Annotated in this window: 18 protein-coding genes; all 18 read left to right on the forward strand. The window is 28.6% G+C overall.

Annotated elements, in window-relative coordinates; translation table 11 throughout:
• The 18 genes from OCU47_RS03975 (at window position 1) to OCU47_RS04060 (ending at window position 20,026) form a co-directional block, all read left to right on the forward strand.
• Window positions 1-1,830, forward strand: coding sequence for a fused FliR family export protein/FlhB family type III secretion system protein (locus OCU47_RS03975; RefSeq protein WP_261827296.1), 1,830 nt, complete (start codon window positions 1-3; stop codon window positions 1,828-1,830).
• Window positions 1,831-1,856: 26 nt separating this feature from the next.
• Entirely contained in the window at window positions 1,857-3,923 is a 2,067-nt protein-coding gene (gene flhA, locus OCU47_RS03980) for a flagellar biosynthesis protein FlhA (RefSeq protein WP_261827297.1), read from the forward strand.
• Window positions 3,924-5,066, forward strand: a complete 1,143-nt coding sequence (gene flhF / locus OCU47_RS03985; RefSeq protein WP_261827298.1) for a flagellar biosynthesis GTPase FlhF — start codon at window positions 3,924-3,926, stop codon at window positions 5,064-5,066.
• Window positions 5,060-5,920, forward strand: a complete 861-nt coding sequence (locus OCU47_RS03990; RefSeq protein ID WP_261827299.1) for a MinD/ParA family protein — start codon at window positions 5,060-5,062, stop codon at window positions 5,918-5,920. Before flhF ends, OCU47_RS03990 begins: the two co-directional genes overlap by 7 nt.
• Before the next feature lie 15 nt (window positions 5,921-5,935).
• Window positions 5,936-6,559 carry a flagellar brake protein gene (locus OCU47_RS03995; protein ID WP_261827300.1) on the forward strand — a complete coding sequence of 208 codons (624 nt, stop codon included), beginning with the start codon at window positions 5,936-5,938 and terminating at the stop codon, window positions 6,557-6,559.
• Window positions 6,560-6,579: 20 nt separating this feature from the next.
• Complete coding sequence (locus OCU47_RS04000) at window positions 6,580-7,299, forward strand: FliA/WhiG family RNA polymerase sigma factor (protein ID WP_261827301.1); 720 nt, start codon at window positions 6,580-6,582, stop codon at window positions 7,297-7,299.
• A gap of 13 nt (window positions 7,300-7,312) precedes the next feature.
• Window positions 7,313-7,822 carry a DUF4349 domain-containing protein gene (locus OCU47_RS04005; protein ID WP_261827302.1) on the forward strand — a complete coding sequence of 170 codons (510 nt, stop codon included), beginning with the start codon at window positions 7,313-7,315 and terminating at the stop codon, window positions 7,820-7,822.
• Between the two features lie 35 nt (window positions 7,823-7,857).
• A complete protein-coding gene (locus tag OCU47_RS04010) occupies window positions 7,858-8,025 on the forward strand; it encodes a hypothetical protein (RefSeq protein WP_261827303.1) in 168 nt (55 codons plus the stop codon).
• Complete coding sequence (locus tag OCU47_RS04015) at window positions 8,022-8,792, forward strand: flagellar hook-basal body complex protein (protein WP_261827304.1); 771 nt, start codon at window positions 8,022-8,024, stop codon at window positions 8,790-8,792. The genes OCU47_RS04010 and OCU47_RS04015 overlap by 4 nt, the downstream gene beginning before the upstream one ends.
• Window positions 8,793-8,829: 37 nt before the next feature.
• Window positions 8,830-9,597, forward strand: a complete 768-nt coding sequence (locus OCU47_RS04020; RefSeq protein WP_261827305.1) for a flagellar hook-basal body complex protein — start codon at window positions 8,830-8,832, stop codon at window positions 9,595-9,597.
• Between the two features lie 264 nt (window positions 9,598-9,861).
• Window positions 9,862-11,106: a glycosyltransferase family 2 protein gene (locus OCU47_RS04025; protein ID WP_261827306.1), complete on the forward strand. Its 1,245-nt coding sequence runs from the start codon at window positions 9,862-9,864 to the stop codon at window positions 11,104-11,106.
• A 49-nt stretch (window positions 11,107-11,155) separates the two neighbouring features.
• The gene (locus tag OCU47_RS04030) at window positions 11,156-12,559 is read left to right on the forward strand and encodes a hypothetical protein (protein WP_261827307.1); all 1,404 of its coding nucleotides are present in this window, start codon (window positions 11,156-11,158) and stop codon (window positions 12,557-12,559) included.
• A gap of 37 nt (window positions 12,560-12,596) precedes the next feature.
• Window positions 12,597-13,715 (forward strand): FkbM family methyltransferase, encoded by a 1,119-nt coding sequence (locus OCU47_RS04035; RefSeq protein WP_261827308.1) that lies wholly within the window; start codon window positions 12,597-12,599, stop codon window positions 13,713-13,715.
• A gap of 27 nt (window positions 13,716-13,742) precedes the next feature.
• Window positions 13,743-14,789 carry a GDP-mannose 4,6-dehydratase gene (gmd, locus tag OCU47_RS04040; RefSeq protein WP_261827309.1) on the forward strand — a complete coding sequence of 349 codons (1,047 nt, stop codon included), beginning with the start codon at window positions 13,743-13,745 and terminating at the stop codon, window positions 14,787-14,789.
• Window positions 14,790-14,821: 32 nt separating this feature from the next.
• Complete coding sequence (locus OCU47_RS04045) at window positions 14,822-16,168, forward strand: hypothetical protein (protein ID WP_261827310.1); 1,347 nt, start codon at window positions 14,822-14,824, stop codon at window positions 16,166-16,168.
• Between the two features lie 21 nt (window positions 16,169-16,189).
• On the forward strand, window positions 16,190-17,119 hold the full coding sequence (fcl, locus tag OCU47_RS04050) for a GDP-L-fucose synthase (RefSeq protein ID WP_261827311.1): 930 nt from the start codon (window positions 16,190-16,192) through the stop codon (window positions 17,117-17,119).
• Window positions 17,120-17,603: 484 nt separating this feature from the next.
• Window positions 17,604-18,704, forward strand: a complete 1,101-nt coding sequence (locus OCU47_RS04055; protein ID WP_261827312.1) for a D-alanyl-lipoteichoic acid biosynthesis protein DltD — start codon at window positions 17,604-17,606, stop codon at window positions 18,702-18,704.
• Between the two features lie 305 nt (window positions 18,705-19,009).
• Window positions 19,010-20,026, forward strand: a complete 1,017-nt coding sequence (locus OCU47_RS04060) for a radical SAM/SPASM domain-containing protein (protein ID WP_261827313.1) — start codon at window positions 19,010-19,012, stop codon at window positions 20,024-20,026.

A 20,026-nucleotide genomic window follows, 5' to 3' on the forward strand; every position in this document is an offset into this window, starting at 1 on the left:
TTGATAAATACAGCTTATCTATTGGGAATACTTTTGATATTTCTAAGAATGTCAACTTTTTTTATGATCATTCCATCTTTCTTCCCAAAAGGTGTGCCCAATACATTTAAAGTCTTTTTTACAGTGCTGGTATCATACATATTAATTTTTACAGTGGACTATAGCGGTGTTAATAATATATCAAATAATTATATGTTAATAATGTATTGCTTTAATGAAATCATGACTGGACTTGTAATGGGATTTGTTACTTCATTAATATTTCATATGGTAAATCTAGCGGGTAGTTTGATGGATATACACATTGGTCTTGGAATGCTATCAATGTATGATCCTACTTCACAAAGTACAAATACATTACTTGCAAGATTATTGCATTGGATGGCTATAATCTTATTTTTTGTTACAGATACGCACCATTTAGTCATTAAAGAGTTGGTGAAAAGCTATACTGTAGTAAAAATGGGGCAAACAATGATATTTCAACAATCAATTATGATGGTTTTTAATGCATTTGTGCAATATTTTATTATTGGAATCAAAATAGCGTTACCTATCGTTTTTATTATTTTAATGACAGATGTAGTATTAGGCTTGATTTCAAGAACAGTACCTCAAATTCAAGTAATGATTCTTGGCATGCCAATAAAAATATTGGTGGGAATTGTAAGCTTTTTAATTTCTCTACCTATAATGGTTAAACTTATTGTTAGTGCATTTAATTATTTTCCTGATTTATATAAAGGAATATTTGGTGCAGTACCTATGTTCTTCATATTCGCCGGAGATGATAAGACAGAACAAGCAACTCCAAAGAAACAAGGAGATGCTAGAAAGAAAGGTCAGGTAGCAAGAAGTAAGGACGTAAATTTAGCAATTACTTTATTAACCTGTACATTTGTAATAGCAAGTTTAGGAAATTATATTGTAACAAATTTAAAGAATGCTTTTGTATATTTCTTTTCTATGGGATATAAATTTGAATTTAATCCAGTATTTGCGGGTGAGATGATAAAAACTTCACTATTGCAAGTTGCTAAAGCTTTTTTACCTATAGCTTTCGCCATAATGGTTGCAGGGGTTGTGTCTAGCCTTATTCAAACAGGATTTATGTTTATCAAGGAACCGCTTAAGCCAACATTTAGTAAGTTGAATCCAATTAACGGTTTTAAAAATATGTTCTCTACTAGAAGTCTCGTAGATTTAGGCAAAAACTTAATAGTAGTTTCAGTGGTAGGTTTTATAGGATATGGATTTATTAGAGATAATTTTCGTACTATATTGCAATTTGGAAATACCTATATGCCTACAATAGGATTACAGCTTAAATCTCTTATTGTAGATATATTTAGAAAAATAACAATTGTTATGGTGATAATAGCTATAGCAGATTTTACATATCAAAAGTTCAAATTTAAAAAAGAAATGAAAATGACAAAACAAGAAGTTAAGGAAGAAGCTAAACAAGCAGAAGGAGATCCACAGGTTAAGGGAAAGATAAAGCAGAAGCAAAGAGAAATGGCTCGAAGTAGAATGATGCAAGCAGTTCCAGATGCCACTGTGGTAATCACAAATCCAACCCATTATGCTGTAGCTCTTAAATATATAGAAGGTGAAATGCAAGCTCCAAAATTAGTAGCAAAAGGAGCAGATCTTATAGCTCTTAATATAAAGGAGAAAGCTAAAGAAAATGATATCCCTATTATAGAAAATAAGCCATTAGCAAGATTAATATATGATAGGGTAGAATTAGAAGAAGATATTCCACAAGACTTGTATCAAGCAATTGCGGAAATCCTAGCTATAGTTTATAAGATGCAAAAAAAGTAACTTAAGTAATAAAGGAGGAATTCAACTTGGAAGTTGGCAAAAGAAAATTTAGTTTGAAGAACAATCAAGATATTATAGTAGCTATAGGGGTTTTGTGTATTATTTTGATGATAATTATACCATTCCCACCTGCAATTCTAGACTTATTGATAGCTTTAAACTTAACTATATCATTAGTTATAGTTCTTATAACTATGTTCTCTAGTAACGTTTTAGATTTATCAGTGTTTCCTACTTTATTATTGATTACTACTTTATTTAGATTGGGACTTAATATATCATCTACAAGATTGATTCTAAGCGAAGCCAATGCAGGTAAAATTATAGCTGCATTTGGTGAGTTTGTTATCGGAGGAAATTATGTAGTTGGTATTATTATATTCATGATTATAGTAATAGTTCAATTTATAGTTATCACTAATGGTGCAGGCAGAGTTTCAGAAGTATCTGCAAGATTTACTCTTGATGCTATGCCAGGTAAACAAATGAGCATTGATGCTGACTTAAACTCAGGACTTATAGATGAAGCTACAGCGAAGAAAAGAAGAGCAGACCTTCAATTAGAGGCAGACTTCTATGGTTCAATGGATGGTGCGTCTAAGTTCGTAAAGGGAGATGCCACAGTAGGTATATTAGTTGTATTTATTAATATTATTGGTGGAATTATAATTGGTGTGTTGCAAAAAAATATGGATGTAGCCTCTGCAGCATCAACCTATACAAAACTAACGGTTGGTGATGGACTTATGGCACAGATTCCAGCATTGTTAATTTCTACTGCATCAGGTATTTTGGTTACTAGATCAGGAACTGATGACAATTTTGGTACTACACTTACAAAACAGCTTACTGGATTTCCAATAGTTTTAGCACTTGCATCTGGAGTTATGTTTTTTATGGGAATAATTCCAGCCATGCCAACAGTACCATTTTGGACATTAGCAGTTGGATCAGGAGCTCTTTCTTATGTATTATTTAATGCAGAAAAAGAGAAGAAGGTTATGGAGTATACAAGAAGTGAAGAAGAAATTGTTGAAATGGAAAGCAAAGAACCTGAGAGTGTAATGAATTTGCTTTCAGTTGAGGCTATAGAAATAGAAGTTGGATATGGACTTATCCCATTAGCAGATGAAAGTTCAGGTGGAGATTTACTTCAAAGAATTTCTTCAGTAAGAAGACAGTGTGCTATAGAAATGGGTATAGTAGTTCAACCAATAAGAATAAGAGATAATTTACAATTGAAGACAAATGAATATGTTGTTAAATTGAGAGGAACTGTAATAGTATCTTCAGAGCTTATGCCAAATATGCTTTTATGTATGGATCCAGTAGGAGATAATGCCGATATTCCTGGTATTAGAACTGTTGAACCAACCTTTGGCTTGGCAGCAACTTGGATAAATAAAGATCAAAGGGAAGAAGCTGAAATAAAGGGCTTAACTGTGGTTGATCCTACAACAGTTATGGTTACTCATTTAACAGAAACCATAAAATCACATTCATATGAGTTATTAGGAAGACAAGAAGTTAAAGATATTGTTGATGCAACTAGAGAAAAATACAGCGCAGTTGTTGATGAGTTGATTCCGGATTTAATGACTATAGGAGAGCTTCAAAAAGTATTACAAAATTTATTAAGAGAAAAGGTTCCAATAAAAGATATGGTTACAATCATGGAATCTTTAGCAGATAACTCAAGAAATACTAAGGATATTGAAGTGTTAACTGAGTATGTAAGATATTCATTGGCAAGAACTATTTGTAATCAATTGATTAATGAAAATAGAGCAGTTACAGTTGTAACATTAAGTCCTGAATTGGAAAATATGATATCAAACAATCTTCAAAAATCAGTTCAAGGCTCATTCCCAGCTATTGACCCAGATACAACGACAAAAATATTTACCAATATAAGAGACGCAGTTGATTCTGTGTATTTCCATAACAATCAACCAATTATTTTAGTTTCTCCCAATATAAGACCAGCATTTAGACGTCTAATTGAGATGGCATTCCCACATATAATTGTGTTATCATTAAATGAGATACCAAATGACGTTGAGATAAGAACTGAGGGAGTAGTGAGTATATAGATGTTGATAAAAAGATATATAGTAAATAACATGAATGAAGCCATGACAAGAATAAGATACGAACTTGGGAAAGATGCAATTATTATTAGCCAAAGAAAAATAAGAAAGCCAGGTATAAAAGGATTCTTTTCAAATAAGCTCATAGAAGTTACCGCTGCTATAGAAAATTCAGAAAAAAAATCTGATGAAGTTGAACAACTTAAAATCAATCCACTTCAAAGTAAAGTTAAAGAAATTTTAGAAAATAAAAATAAAGAATTAAAAGAAACTACCAATGATGTAAAAGAAGAACCAAACCTTGCAACTGAGCTTAAGGATATGAAAAAGATGTTGGAGAATCTTTCAAAGGGAACATCTCCTTTAGAGAATGAGGAAGAGTCTATTATTAAGGAGATAGAAGAATTTTTAGAAAAAAATGATTTCGATGCGGAGGTCATTGATGAAATCTTAGTAGAGTACAAAAATAATTATAGTGATACCGATGCTCTCTGGATAGATTGTATTAAAGAAATACTGTCCAAGAAAATTAGGCTAACAACACAATCAATAGAAGGAGCTATGGTTCTAGTTGGCCCTACAGGTGTGGGGAAAACTACTACTATTGCAAAGTTAGCAGGACGATTAGCTTTAATAGAAAAGAGGAAAGTTGGATTAATCACTATAGATACATATAGGATAGGTGCTGTAGAACAACTTAAAACTTATGCTGAAATAATGAATATACCGTTTAAGGTTGTAATAACTATTAAGGAAATGGAAGAAGCTATTGAAGCATTAAAAGATTGTGATGTTATACTTGTTGATACTACAGGAAGAAGTAGTAAAAATCAAATGCAAATATCAGAACTTAGAGCGTTTATATCAAAGGTAAAAACAGATAACATTCATTTAGTTATAAGTGCAACCACTAAGAATAAAGATATTTCAGCTATTACAGAAGGGTTTAGGGCTTTAAATTACAAGAATACAATTATAACAAAGCTTGATGAAACCACAGTATATGGTTCTATAATTAATATAATTTATAAAGCAAAAACTCCAGTTAGTTTTTTAACTGTAGGTCAAAATGTTCCAGATGATATTGCAGAACTATCTGTAGATAAACTTGTGAAATTATCATTAGGAGAGGATAATATATGTTAGATCAAGCAGAAAGATTGAGAAGACTTGCAAGAGAAAGTGATGATGAGCCAAGAAAAAAAGCTAAAATAATTACTATTACATCCGGTAAGGGTGGAGTTGGAAAAAGCAATATAGTAGTAAATCTGGCTATACAATTGCAAAGAATGGGTAATAAGGTGTTAGTATTTGATGCTGATATAGGCATGGGAAATGATGATGTATTAATGGGCATTTATCCAAGATATAACATATTCAATGTGATATCAAATAACATGGATATACTAGATGTTTTATGTGAGGGACCAGAAGGAATAAAATTATTATCAGGAGGTTCAGGTATAAACAAAATCGAAGACTTAAATGAAAGAGAAAGAGAAATATTTTTGGAAAAGTTAGAAAGTCTTGATGATTTTGATTATATTTTAATGGACACAGGTGCAGGGATAAACAGAAGTGTTTTGGCATTTATCACTTGTTGTGACCAATTAATAGTAATTACAACTCCAGAACCAACCTCTTTAACCGATGCTTACAGCTTGCTAAAAGCAGTAAATCACTTTAAAATAAAAGATAAGGCTAGCGTCATTGTAAATAAAACTTATAGTAAAGAGGAAGGAACAGACACTTATTATAAATTTAATAGTGCAGTTAATAGGTTTCTAAGTATTGAATTAAATTATTTAGGGCAAATTTATGATGATAAGAAGCTAGTGGAAGCTGTAAGATCCCAAGTACCCTTTTCTGTACAATTTCCCAATTCTGATGCGGCAAGATGTATAAAACAAATTAGCAGCACTCTTGGTGGAGGAAATGAAAGTAACAATGGAATTGGTGCTAGGGGATTGTTTAAAAAAATATTTAATATCTTTTCTTAAATAGGGGGAACTAGCATGGAAAATTTCGATATTCTTGTTAATACTAATATAGACGTTGAGTATGGTGACAAGATATATAAAAGCAAAATTCAGGATGTAGAAGAAGACTTCATTTCATTATATTTACCTGTTGTAGATGGTGAGTATCTATTACTAAAAATAAATGAAGAGGTTGATATGATATATTTCGACCATAAAAGAAATACCTTTAGACTTACCAGCAAAGTCATAGGCAGGGAAATATCAGGAAATGTAAGGTTAATTAAACTTACTAAACCTTATAAGATAACTCAAATACAACGTAGAAATTATGTGAGAGTTGGTTTGGTAGATTCAGTAGAGGTTGGTACAAAGGTAGATGATAAAATAGCTTATACAAAAGAATGGGTTACAGATTTAAGTGGCGGTGGTATAAGATTTATCTCTAAGATACAACATAATAAGAATGATGAAGTTTACTTAAAATTAGAACAATACAATAAAAATTTGCAAGTGACAGGGAAAGTTGTGCGCAAAGAAAAAACTGACGATGGAAGATATCTTTATGGAGTTGAATTTACAGACATTAGTGAAAGAGATAGAGAAGTTATTATAAGCAATGTATTTAAGTTGATGAGAAAACAAAGAGAACTTACTTAATATTTAAGGGGGAAAGGAATATGTCCATTAAATCATTACCTAAAGAACAAATAATAGAAAAATATATACCGCTAGTAAAATATATAGCATCGCGTGTTATTTTGGGTAAAAGCAAGCATCTTGAATATGAAGAATTAATAGCTTGTGGGATGGTTGGACTTATGGATGCTTTCAATAAGTTTGATGAAAGCAAGGGAATGCAATTTTCTACCTATGCGTCCATTAGAATAAGAGGGGCTATGATTGATGAAATTAGAAAAAATAGTCCTATTTCTAAAGGTGCTATAGATAAGCTGAATAGGTATAATGATGCAGTACAAAATTTGCAGAATAAGCTTATGAGAGAGCCTTCCAATGAAGAAATATCTAAGGAATTAAATATGAGCTTTAAAGAAATTGGTGAAATAGAAAATTACATAAACTACATATCTGTAATTTCATTGGAAAATGCCATTTATTCTGAGGATGAAGAAGTAACATTTAAAGGGTTAATTGAAGATAAGAATAGTCCTAGTCCTGAGAGGATATACGAAGAGAAAGAAGAAATAAAACTATTAGAGGCTTCAATAAATAAGTTAAATGAGAGAGATAAGACGGTTTTGAGTTTATATTATTATGAAGAGTTAACATTAAAGGAAATAGGTAAAGTACTAGAGGTTTCGGAATCTAGAGTATGTCAGTTACATAGTAGAGCTATTGCAAATTTAAGAAAAGAAATGCAAAAACTATATATAAGATAAAAGAGGATTAATTATGGTACCAATAATTTTATTGATAATAGGTATTGCACTTATAATAATAAATAGAAATGCAATTAAAAAAGAAGAACATAAAAACAAAAATAATTTTGGCGATATATTAAAATCAAAAGAGGAAGATTTAAAAGAGTTTGAATTCAAATTAGGTGAAGTTAGAAGAGAATATGCAGAAAATATAACTGAAGTTCAAGTGGAAATAGAAGATTTGAAAAAAAGTATAAATAATATTATAAAAATGACTAAAAAAAGTGAAACAATAGACGATATAATAAAAGTCGAGGAAGATATTGTAGAAGATCAAGTTACAATTGAAAAGGAAGACAATAATGTTAATATAGATAATGAAAGCTCACAACAGTCTGATTTTAATAAAGATAATGTAAACTCAAAAATTCTAAAAGTAAAAGAATTAGTAGATCAAGGAAAATCTGATGAGGAAATATGTAATGAGTTAGGCTTTGGAAAGGGGGAGATATTATTAATAAAAGGATTATTAAAATATTAAAAGATATCTTTAACTTTTTAAGTGACAGGAAAATATTGATTGGCATTGGTATAGGAATTGTTCTAGCAACATCTATGATGTTACTTTATAAATTAGATAGGACTCCAACTAAGGCAGAAATAGAGGAAAAAGCACGAAGCTATGGTATGCACTATTCGGATGAAGATAAAGTTTTTTTTAATAAGGATGTGAATAAAAAGTGATAAGAAGTTTGTATACAGCAGTATCAGGAATGATAAATCTTGAAGCAAAACAAGATGTTATTTCAAACAATATGGCAAATGTTAATACTAATGGGTATAAAGAAGATGAACTTATAACTAAGAGTTTTAAAGACGTAATGATTCAAAATAGAGATAAAATAAGTGGTGGGGTTAATGTTCCAAACCAATTAGGAAAATTGAATTTAGGATCAAGAATTGATGGAACTACTGTTAAGTTTACACAAGGTGCTACTCAAATTACAGATAATACTACTGATTTTGCAATTCAAGGTAGAGGATTTTTTACAGTAAAGCATAATAATGAAAATTACTTTACAAGAGATGGCCATTTTAGAATAGATAATGCAGGATATTTAGTGACAGATAGTGGTGACAGCGTGCTTGGTACAGATTTAACTTCAGGAGCTACAGGTCCAATTTATATAGGAAATGGATCTTTAGCTATGGATGGAAGTAAAAATTTGACTATAAATAGTGTGCCAAAATATAAGTTGTTAGGTGCAGATTTTAATGATTATAATAAAAGTTTAGAAAAAGCAGGAGATAACTTGTACAAGGGGACTAATCCTACATACAACAATAACTTAGATGTACAAAATAAGGCTCTTGAAAAATCAAATGTTAATCTAACTGACACTATGATAGATTTGATGACTACAATGAGAAGTTTTGAAACAAATCAAAAGATTGTAAAGATGATAGATGAAAGCATGGGAAAAGCAGCTACTGAGGTAGGTAAAGTATAAGATATTATACATGACTTGGAAATTGGAGGAATGATATATGTTTAGAGTTTTATGGAATGGAAAATCAGCCATGAATGCTAATCAGGAGAAATTAGATGCAATTTCAAATAATTTAGCAAACGCAACTACAGATGGATATAAGAGAATTGATGTATCTTTCAAAGATCTTATGACTGAAACCTTAGATAGAAAAGGGTATCCTACTGATGGCAACAAAGCATATACTGGTACAGGTGTTAGAGCTGTTGATTGGGTAAGATATGATGAGCAAGGACCATTAAATGAGACTAAAAATGATTCTAACTTTGCTTTGGATGGTAAGGGGTACTTTATGGTAAGAACTCAAGATGGAACCTATGCATATGAGCGACAAGGCAATTTTGAAATAGACAGAGATGGTAAAATTGTTGACTCTTCAGGAAATGTTCTTCAGATGAAATATGAAAATGGATATAACGAAAAAAATGTAAGGTTATATTCAGGTACATTCACAGTGGATACAGCTGGAAATGTTTTTTCTAAAGCAGATGGAAATTATACTAAGGTTGCTGAAATACCAGTATATAATGCTATGGGGAGCAAGGCTTTTGTTTCAAAGGGAGATAATTTATATGTTCCTAATACAGGTACCAATGTGTATAGAGAAAAAAATGTGGACATAGTTCAAGGCTATGTTGAAGGTTCCAATGTAGATATGGGACAAGAGTTCACTGATATGATTATGACACAAAGAGCCTTCCAATTAGGCTCAAAAGCTATAAGCACCGCAGACGAAATGTGGGGCATGATAAATCAAATAAGATAGTGGAAATGCATGCATTACTTCTTAAGAAAATAAGAGGTAGGTATGCATTTTAAAAAACCCTTTTAAAAAAAGGGATAATTATCACATCAAAGAATCATTGTGCAATTTATCCAGTTAAATACTAAGTTGAATCAAGACAAGTCTATACCAATAAACATGTTGTTGCATTTTACAATTTAGTAATTAGATAAGTTAATGCAAAAGATTTGATTTAGATAGATTTGAAGTAAATCTTTGTGAATAGAATGAAAGGAAGAGGATAGTATGGAATTGGCTCCAATAGCGTTGTTTGGATATAATAGACCTAATCATATACAAATGACGATAGATGCATTAAAGAAGAATGAATTGGCAGATAAAAGTATTTTATATGTATTTTTGGATGGATGCAGGACTAGTGATGATTTAGATAAAATTAATGAAGTGAAAAGAATAGTAAGCCAAATTAGTGGATTTAAAAAGTGCATTTTATTTGAATCAAGTGAAAATAAAGGCGTTGATAGATCTATAAGAGAAGGTATTAGTTATGTTTTGGAAAATCATAGAAGAGTGATTGTTGTCGAAGATGATATAATAACATCTTCAAAATTTCTAAGATTCATGAATGAAGCGTTATCGTATTATGAAAAATACAACCATATAACATCAATAGGTGGTTTTAATTTTGCAAATAGTATTCCACAATATTACAATGAAGATATTTATTTAAGTTTACGAAGTTGCTCATGGGGGTGGGCTACTTGGAAAGATAGATGGGAAGAAGTGACATGGAATGTTGATGTATACGATAAATTTAGAAAAAATAGAAATTTAGTGGAAAAATTCAATCAATGTGGAGAGGATTTTACAGAGATGCTCGAGCAACAATTAGAAGGAAAACTTAATGCTTGGGACGTATACTTTTGTTTTAATCAGATGATAAGAAATAAATACACAATTATACCAGTTAAATCATTAACAAAAAATATAGGACTAGATGGAAGTGGAATACATTGTAGTAATACTAATCAATTTGAGTTAGATGTTGATGATGATTTCCAATGGAGTTTTTCTGAAAAATTACAAATTAATAATGATATCATGAATCAAATTAGAATAAAATTTATGCCTAAATCTTATAGAGAATTATTGCAAGATTATAAAAATAAATTTGATTTTATGAATAGATGGTTAAATACAATATTTGAAGGACAAACTATTAGTAACAATATAATTAGTATGTATGGTATAAAATGTGTGGTGATATATGGACATGGAACCATTGGAATTAACTTATATAAACAAATTAGAAAAGAAGGTATTTTGCAAATAAAATGTTTTATTGATAAACACTTTATTAATGACAGTACTGAATTAGATTGCATTACGTTAGAAGAATATTGTAAAAAAGTAAATGAAAATGATTTGATAATAATTACTCCTTATTATTATTATAAAGATATAAAAGATGATATAAGGAAAAAAATAGATAAAATCAGTGTTGTTTCAATAGAAAAGTTACTTGTGTAATAAATATTGTTTTTAGATTAAGCATGTTGAGTGAAGGGAGATATTTATTATGCAAAAATATAATAATTATTTTGAATATATTTTTTATGTTCATAAGGGAAATTCAGATTATTTATTAGAAAGTTTAAAGCAGGTAAAAGTAAAGAGTCCTAATAGTAAGATTATCTTACTGGGAGATGAAATTGATAACTCTATATGTGAAGGAATACAGTATGAAAATATAAATAAATATAATGGATATGCAAATGAATTTGAAAAATATTATATTCATTTAAGTGATAAAGAATATAATTATGAAATCTTTTGCATACAGAGATGGTTTATTATTTTAGAGTATATGGTAAAAAATAATATACAGGCAGGGTTTTATCAAGATTCCGATTGTATATTAGATTGTGATATTGAGCATATAGTATATGATAACAAGTTTTGGTATTGCGATTGCAGTGGACATACATCTGCTTTTACAGTTGATATTCTAAATGATTTTTGTGATTTTATATTGAGTTATTATAAGAAAAAAGAAAAACTAATGGAGTTATGTGAAATTAGATCTCATATGAAACATATTAAAGAAACTAATAAATGGACAAACGTAACTGATATGGAATTGCTAAGTTTATATATTTATTATAATGAAAGTAGAGTAAGTAATATTGGAGAAAGAACAAATGGAGGAATATTTGGATTTAATGTAAATGCACAAGATCATACTAATGCTTTTCATATGCATAAATATGATTTTATTGGAGATAAAACAAAAATATATCTAATTAATGGTAAGCTATATGCTAAAGATTCAATAATTAATAAGTTTGAAAGATTATTCTCAATTCATTTTCATTCCGACAATAAATGCTATATTAAATCATTTGTAAAATATAATGAAATAGATAGTGTAGATGGTATATATTGTTTTAACTTTAACTTATCCCAATGGGAAAAAGAAGATTGCAAGAAAGAAATGGACATTATAGATTATAAAGTTTCTAAAGAAGCGCTGATGAATTTGAAAAAAAATAATTCTAAGAATGTTGATGCATATGATGCTATTAGAGAATATGCTAAATTGAATGATATTAGTGCTAATATCATTGATAATAATATTAAGAAAGTATCAAATGGAAATTATAAACAATTAAATATAAAGAGTAGAAAAATAATAGGTTGGGGTTGTGGTAATGGTATAAATCATTTAAAACAATATTATGATATTAAGTTTGATTATTTTGTTGATGTGGATGAGAAAAAAGTTGGACATGCGTTTAATGAAGCAGAAATATTCAATATATCCAATATATTGAGCGAAGATAAAAACAATATATTTATAATAGTATTGAGTATTTCATATTATCAAGAAATACGAGGATTTCTTAAATTTATTGGATTACAAGAAGAGAGAGATTTTATTAGTATGGAATCACTTATTGGATACATAGATAGTATAAATTAAGTATAGTTTTAATTTATGATAAGTTGGAGGCATAATGATGAGTTTGTTAGCAGAATTAGAAAAAAAAAGAGAAGTTAATTTTTTAAAGAGCAACTTATATGAAAGGATAAAAAATAATATAGTAGTAGTTTTTTCTGCTTCTAAAGGTGGTAAGAAATTAGTGAAATTTCTTAGATATAATAATATAAAAGTTGATTATATATTGGATAATAATCCTAATGCTCAAAATACTTATTATGAAGGAATTGAAATAATTGCACCTAATCTAGTAATTGAAAAAGTTAATATCAACAATACTGTTGTTTTTTTAGGTAGTTTAACATATATAGGGGAAATCAGAAAGCAATTATTGCAACTTGGGTTTAATAGAGAATTATTAATTTCTCCATTAAATATCAGTGATAGATTTGGTTATTACTTAAGTGATGATATTGATGATAGAAAACATATAGAGGATAATATACAAGAAATTCAAAAAGTAATAGAACTATTAGATGATGAAGAATCAATTTATGTGTATAAAACTATAGTTCAAAGTAGGTATGAAAATTATTTGAATTCGGAAAAAATTTATGCTGATATAATAATTCCTAATCAATATTTTGATAAGTCAATAATGAGTTTAAATGAAAATGAGACATATATAGATATAGGAGCATATGATGGAGATTCTATTACTAACTTTCTTAAAGCTGTGAATAATAAATATAATAAAATATATGCCTTTGAGCCAGAAATAGGTTTGTATGAATTATTAAAAAAGAATCTTAATGATTATATGAATATAGAAATTTATAATAAGGGACTATCCAATGTAACAGGAAAATTAAATTTTATAAATTCTGATGCAGGTTCCCATATAATACAAAGTGCAGAAGAAGCAGATTGTAGTATAGATGTGATAAAAGGGGATGATTTAAAAATTAAATCTACTTTTATTAAAATGGATATAGAAGGCGAGGAAATAAATGCATTAGAAGGATTGCAAGAGACAATAAAGAAATATAAACCTAAACTTGCAATATGTATTTATCATAGAAATGAATTTAAGCAATTATGGGAAGTTCCACTTTATATTAAGACATTGAGTCCAGATTATAAAATTCAAATTCGTCACCATGGATATGATACAGTATGTTATGCTACTATAGACTAAATTAAGAGAATAAAAGTTGGTGAAAAAATGAAAAGAGCATTAATTACAGGAATAACAGGACAAGATGGATCATACTTAACAGAATTCCTTTTAAAAGAAGGATATGAGGTTCATGGAATTATAAGAAGGCATAGTATGATAAGTACAACTAGAATTGATTATCTATTTGAAGATCCTACCATTGGAAATAAGTCATTATTTCTTCATTATGGAGATTTAACTGATTCTAGTAATTTAAATAGGCTTATTGAAAAAATAAGACCAGATGAAATATATAATCTAGCAGCTCAAAGTCATGTTGCTGTATCTTTTGAAGTCCCAGAGTATACAGCTGAAGCTACAGGTGTTGGAACCTTAAGACTTTTAGATGCAATAAGAGAATCAGGATTAAAGTGTAAATTCTATCAAGCATCAACATCAGAATTGTTTGGAGGATTGCCAGAAACAGCACCTCAAAATGAAAAAACACCTTTTTATCCTAAGAGCCCCTATGGAGTGGCAAAGTTATATTCATATTGGATAACAGTTAATTATAGAGAATCTTATGGTGTATTCGCGTGCAATGGAATATTGTTTAATCATGAATCACCTAGAAGAGGTGAAACATTTGTAACAAGAAAGATAACAAGAGCAGTAGCATCAATTGTTGCAGGAAAACAGGACAAGTTATCTCTAGGTAATTTGGATGCAAAAAGAGATTGGGGCTTTGCTGGTGATTATGTAAAAGGTATGTGGTTGATGTTACAGCAGGATAAACCAGATGATTATGTATTAGCAACAAATGAAACTCATACAGTAAGAGAATTTGTAGAGCTATCATTCAAAGAAGTTGGCATAGAAATTGAATGGAGAGGTTCAGGAGTAGAAGAAAAAGGTTACAATACCAAAACTGGCACCTTATTAGTAGACATCAATCCTAGGTACTTTAGACCAGCAGAAGTTGATTTGTTGCATGGAGATTGTAGGAAAGCGGAAGAAAAGTTAGGTTGGAAAAGAGCAGTAAGTTTTAATCAGTTGATATCTATGATGGTAGATTCGGATATGATAGAGATTGCTGGAATGTCAATTAAATAATATTATTATATAAAGTGTAGGAGAAAATAATTATGAAACACATTTTTTATGTACATACAGGTAATGCAGAATATTTGCAGACTAGTTTAAGATGTGCAAAAATAAAAAATCCTAATTGTAATATTGTTTTATTAGGGGATAAATCAAATGATGTATATGATTTTGTGGAGCATGCGTATATTGATGAATATAGTAAATATGCAAATGAATTTAAAAAAATATATATACACTTAAGTAGTAACCCCTACGAATATGAATTATTATGCATACAACGTTGGTTTAATATCTTAGAGTACATGGAAAAAAAATCTATATTTGAGGGGTATTATCAAGACTCAGATGTTATTTTAGATTATGATATAAATAAATTTAAAAATGAAGGAAAGATATATTATTGCGGTACTAGTGCTAATGAATGCTTTTTTACCTATGAAATGCTTAAGAGAGTATGTGATTTTATAGTAGAGTGTTATTCTTATAAGGATAAGAATGAGCAATTTTTTAACATTTTATCTTATATAAAACATGGTGGAATATGTGATATGACATTATTTATGATGTTTGCAAATGAACATAGAAATATTACAGAAGATATTTCTGTAGAACGAGATGGTAGTGTCTTTGATATATGCATACATAACTATGAAAATTATGAGAGGATAGAAAATAAGAAAAAGATATATACTATGAATGGGAAATTGTACGTAAGAGGTATATTTTCTAAAAAATTTATTAAGATAAATGCAGTCCATTTCCAAGGAAAAGATAAGAAATATATGAATGATTTTGTGAAGTATATGGATTTAAATAGTAGCGATATAAAATATTTTAATTATACAACACAAAAGTGGCAAGATGAGGAAGAGAATCATGTGTATATTTCTGAGAGAGTTTTATTAAATATAATAAGAAGTTATAGAGATGATTATGATGATGACGAGAGACAAAAGACAATTGATGTAATAGGTAAATATTTGAATAAAGAATTTGGTTATAATCATCAAGAAGAAGTAAGCAGTTTTTTAAGAAATATATATTGGAATAATTTTTCGCAAGAATTACAAATAAATAATAAAAAAATTGTTGGGTGGGGAACTGGAAGTGGAATAAACCTTTACAGAGAATTTTTTGAATTAAATATAGATTACTTAATTTCATCTAATAAATTTGATGAAGGAACAGAAAAAGATGGACTAAGAGTATTTTCACCTAATAAACTATTAGAAGAAAATATAGAAGATATATATGTGGTGGTATTATCAATTGATTATTATGATGAAATAAAAGATGTATTGGTAGAGTATGGTTTTAGAGAAAAAGCGAATTTTATTGGATTAAAAGAGATAATATATGGAATAGATAATCAGATAGAAGTTTAGATTATTTGAAAGGTGAATATTATGAATAAAAGTTCGAAAATATTTGTTGCAGGCCATAGAGGATTAGTTGGTTCAGCTATTGTTAGATGTTTAAAAAATAATGGGTATAATAATTTGATTTTGAAAACTCATGCTGAATTAGATTTAATTAATCAATCAGATGTTAGTTCATTTTTTGAGATTGAAAAACCAGAATATGTTTTTTTAGCAGCAGCTAAAGTTGGAGGGATATATGCTAATGATGTATATCCAGCAGATTTTATATATGAAAATTTAATGATAGAAAGCAATGTAATAAAAGCAGCTCATGATAATAAAGTGAAGAAATTATTATTTTTAGGAAGTAGCTGTATATATCCTAAATTTGCAGAACAGCCGATTAAAGAAAGTGAATTGTTATCAGGAGAACTTGAACCTACTAATGAAGCTTATGCAGTGGCTAAGATAGCTGGTCTTGAAATGTGTAAATTTTTTAAGAGGCAGTATGGGGATAATTTTATTAGTTGTATGCCAACTAATCTTTATGGAAGAAACGACAACTTTGATTTAAATACTTCCCATGTTATGCCAGCATTGATAAGAAAGATTCATGAGGCTAAAGTTAATAATTCAGAAGAAGTTGAAGTATGGGGAACTGGCACTCCGTTAAGAGAATTCTTGCATGTAGATGATATGGCAGATGCATGCGTATTTTTAATGAATAATTATGATGGAGAACAGCATGTAAATATAGGAACAGGAGAAGAAATATCAATAAAAGATCTAGCTAAGTTGATAAAAAAAATTGTGGGATACAATGGGAAAATTATATTTAATACAAAAATGAAAGATGGTACACCAAGAAAAGTTTGTGATGTAAGCGAGTTAAAATCCATAGGGTGGAGATATAGCATTAATTTAGAAGATGGTATAAGAGATGTATACCAATGGTATAAGGAAAATATGAATTAAATTTTAATATAAAATCTAGTTATTAAAAAGTAAAGCAAATTGAAATATCTTATGTTTTTATGAGATGTTTTAATTTGCTTTTTTATTTGTGTCTTAGTACATTCTTATTAACAAAATGATATCTTAGTCTATGTGTTAACTTTTTTATCCGACAGCTAGCATTTGTAACACTCCAACTTTTTTTAGTTGGAGATAACGGCTACACGTTCCTGGATAAGTGTAAAAAATTATGGACTAAATAACTGTCTTTCAATTGATAAATTCAAGGAAAAAGATTATTAATATAATGAAAAGTTAACTATAGGTGGAGACATTTGGGCGACAAGGTAGGCTAAAAGTATTGACAAAGATGAAAGTTATTAATAATATTTAAATTAAAATCTTCAATTTAAAAGTAATTGTACTGATAGAAACATAAAAATAGAATTAATATTTTATTTAGGTATTATAAAAAGAATACTATTTATAGAAAGGAATGGATATTATGCGCAGAGTATTAGTTTGGGGAACAGGTTCAGCGTGGGATAAATCAAAAGTTATAATTTATGAAGATAATATAGAAATAGTTGGATTTATAGAGACACAAAGGAGAGATATAGAACAATATAAAGAAGGAAAGTTAATTATTACTCCTAGTGAAATAAAAAAATATGATTATGATTCGATTTTTATAGCATCAAGTGCTAAGAATGAAATAACTAAAGAATTGATAAATTTAAATGTTACTGAAGATAAGATAATATATTTATGGGAGATATATAATTACTTAGAACGTTGTTATCAGATGAAGAGGTACTTAGAAAAAAAGTTAGAGGAAGTAAGTTCTAAAAGGATAGATACTATTGTTACAGGATTATCTTATGCAAGATGGGGAATTGATTCAACACTAGCACCAAAAAGCTTAGTGAATTTAGCTATGGATTCCTCAGATTTATATACTAATTACTTAATTTGTAAAAAAGCATTACAGATAAATAACAAAATTAAGAAGGTTATAATAGGACTAAGTTATTTTAGTTTTGAATACGATTCGTCAAAGATAAAAGAGTATTATAAATATGACTGTCAAATGATATATAAAGATTTAGTTGATGATAATAGGGGAAGATTAGAAAATGAGTTTTGTAATTATAATTATGAAGTATTAGATAATTTTGATTATGATAATTTAGGTGAAATGAAATCTGAAGTGTTAGCAAATACTTCCTTACTAGAATATGAAATGAATGAAAGAAATGCAAGATGTAAAGAGGAAGCTATTAGAGATAGTCGGAAGGATTATCCATTAACAGTGAAAAGCAACATTGAGATCTTAAAAGCATACGTTAATATGTTACAAGATTATGGATGTGAAATAAAATTTGTTGTTTTCCCAGTTAATAAAGTTTATTCTAAGTATTTTGATGAAAAGTTAAAAAAGCAATTTAGTGTAATAATGGAGTCTCTAAGAACAGAATTTAATTTTCAAATATTTGATTACTTTGATTGTGATGAAATGCAAGATGAAGATTTTAGAGATGGATCACATTTAAATAAAAGTGGAGGGGAAAAATTCACAAGGATTTTAATTAATAAAGTATTATAATATTTCTAATTGTCTAAAGATTTAAAGCAAATTAGTATATCTTTTATTGAATTTAGGTATATTAATTTGCTTTTTATATTGACAAAAGTATAAGTTATACATTATATTTATCTAAATTCATTTCTCTATTTTCAATAAAAATTATCTATATAATTATAAAATCTAAACTCTTATTAATTATCCAAAAAGAATGTAAAAAAGCTATTATAAGTAATTGTAAAAGAATATATAGAATGTATTTTGAACAAAATAAGATTAAAATTTAATTTATTATTAAGTAAAGATTATACTAAGGAGAATTAAAAATGAATAAAAACATAAGTTTTAAAGATAGAATGAATCAATATTATAGTGAAAATAAAGAGTTAATGCCAGACTTCCCTAAAAATATGCTTCTTGAAGTTACAAATGCATGTAATCATAGCTGTGTTTTTTGTGCAAATTCTAAGATGACTAGAAAAAAATCATTAATTGATTTCAATTTTGCTTGTAGAATATTAAAGGAAGCATACGATTTAGGAACTAGAGAAGTGGGATTTTATTCTACAGGGGAACCTTTGATAAATAAAGATTTGGAGCAATATATTAAACTAGCTAAAGATATAGGATATGAATATGTATATATTACTACTAATGGGGCGTTGCTAATGCCAGAAAGAGCAAGAAGCATAGTAGAATCTGGAATAGATAGTATAAAGTTTTCAATAAATGCAGGTACTAAAGAAAAATATTTAGCGATACATGGGCAAGATAATTTTGAAGAGGTTTACAATAATCTCAAGTATTTATTTGAATACAGAAAAGAGCATGAACTTAATTTTAAAATCTTTGTTTCTTGTATTTTGACAAAATATACTGCAGTAGAGAAAGAAATTTTTGTTGAAAAATTTGGCAAAATTTCTGACAATATAGCCTTTTTGAATTGTAAAAATCAATGTGGAGTAATGTATGAAATCAATAATCTTCTTGAGGTGGATAACACAGAAGATGTCCCAATGAGTACATATTGCCCACTCCCTTTTAACAAACTACATATAACCTGTGAAGGATATATTACAGCTTGTTGTGCAGATTTCCAAAATTATTTAGCTGTGGCTGATTTAAACAATACAAAATTAATTGATGCGTGGAACAATGAAACATTTATACAATTGAGAAGAAGGCATATAGAAAATACTTTAGAAGGAACATTATGTTTTAATTGTGTTGAAAACAAAAATGATAAAATTTTACCATTAGAATCTAAACTTTCTGCAAAAATTGACGATAATTGTTTTAATAAGAGAGATGAAATAATAGATAGGATTAAATTGATTAAATAA

It is taken from the genome of Clostridium sp. TW13 (assembly GCF_024345225.1).
Lineage (GTDB): Bacteria > Bacillota > Clostridia > Clostridiales > Clostridiaceae > Inconstantimicrobium > Inconstantimicrobium mannanitabidum.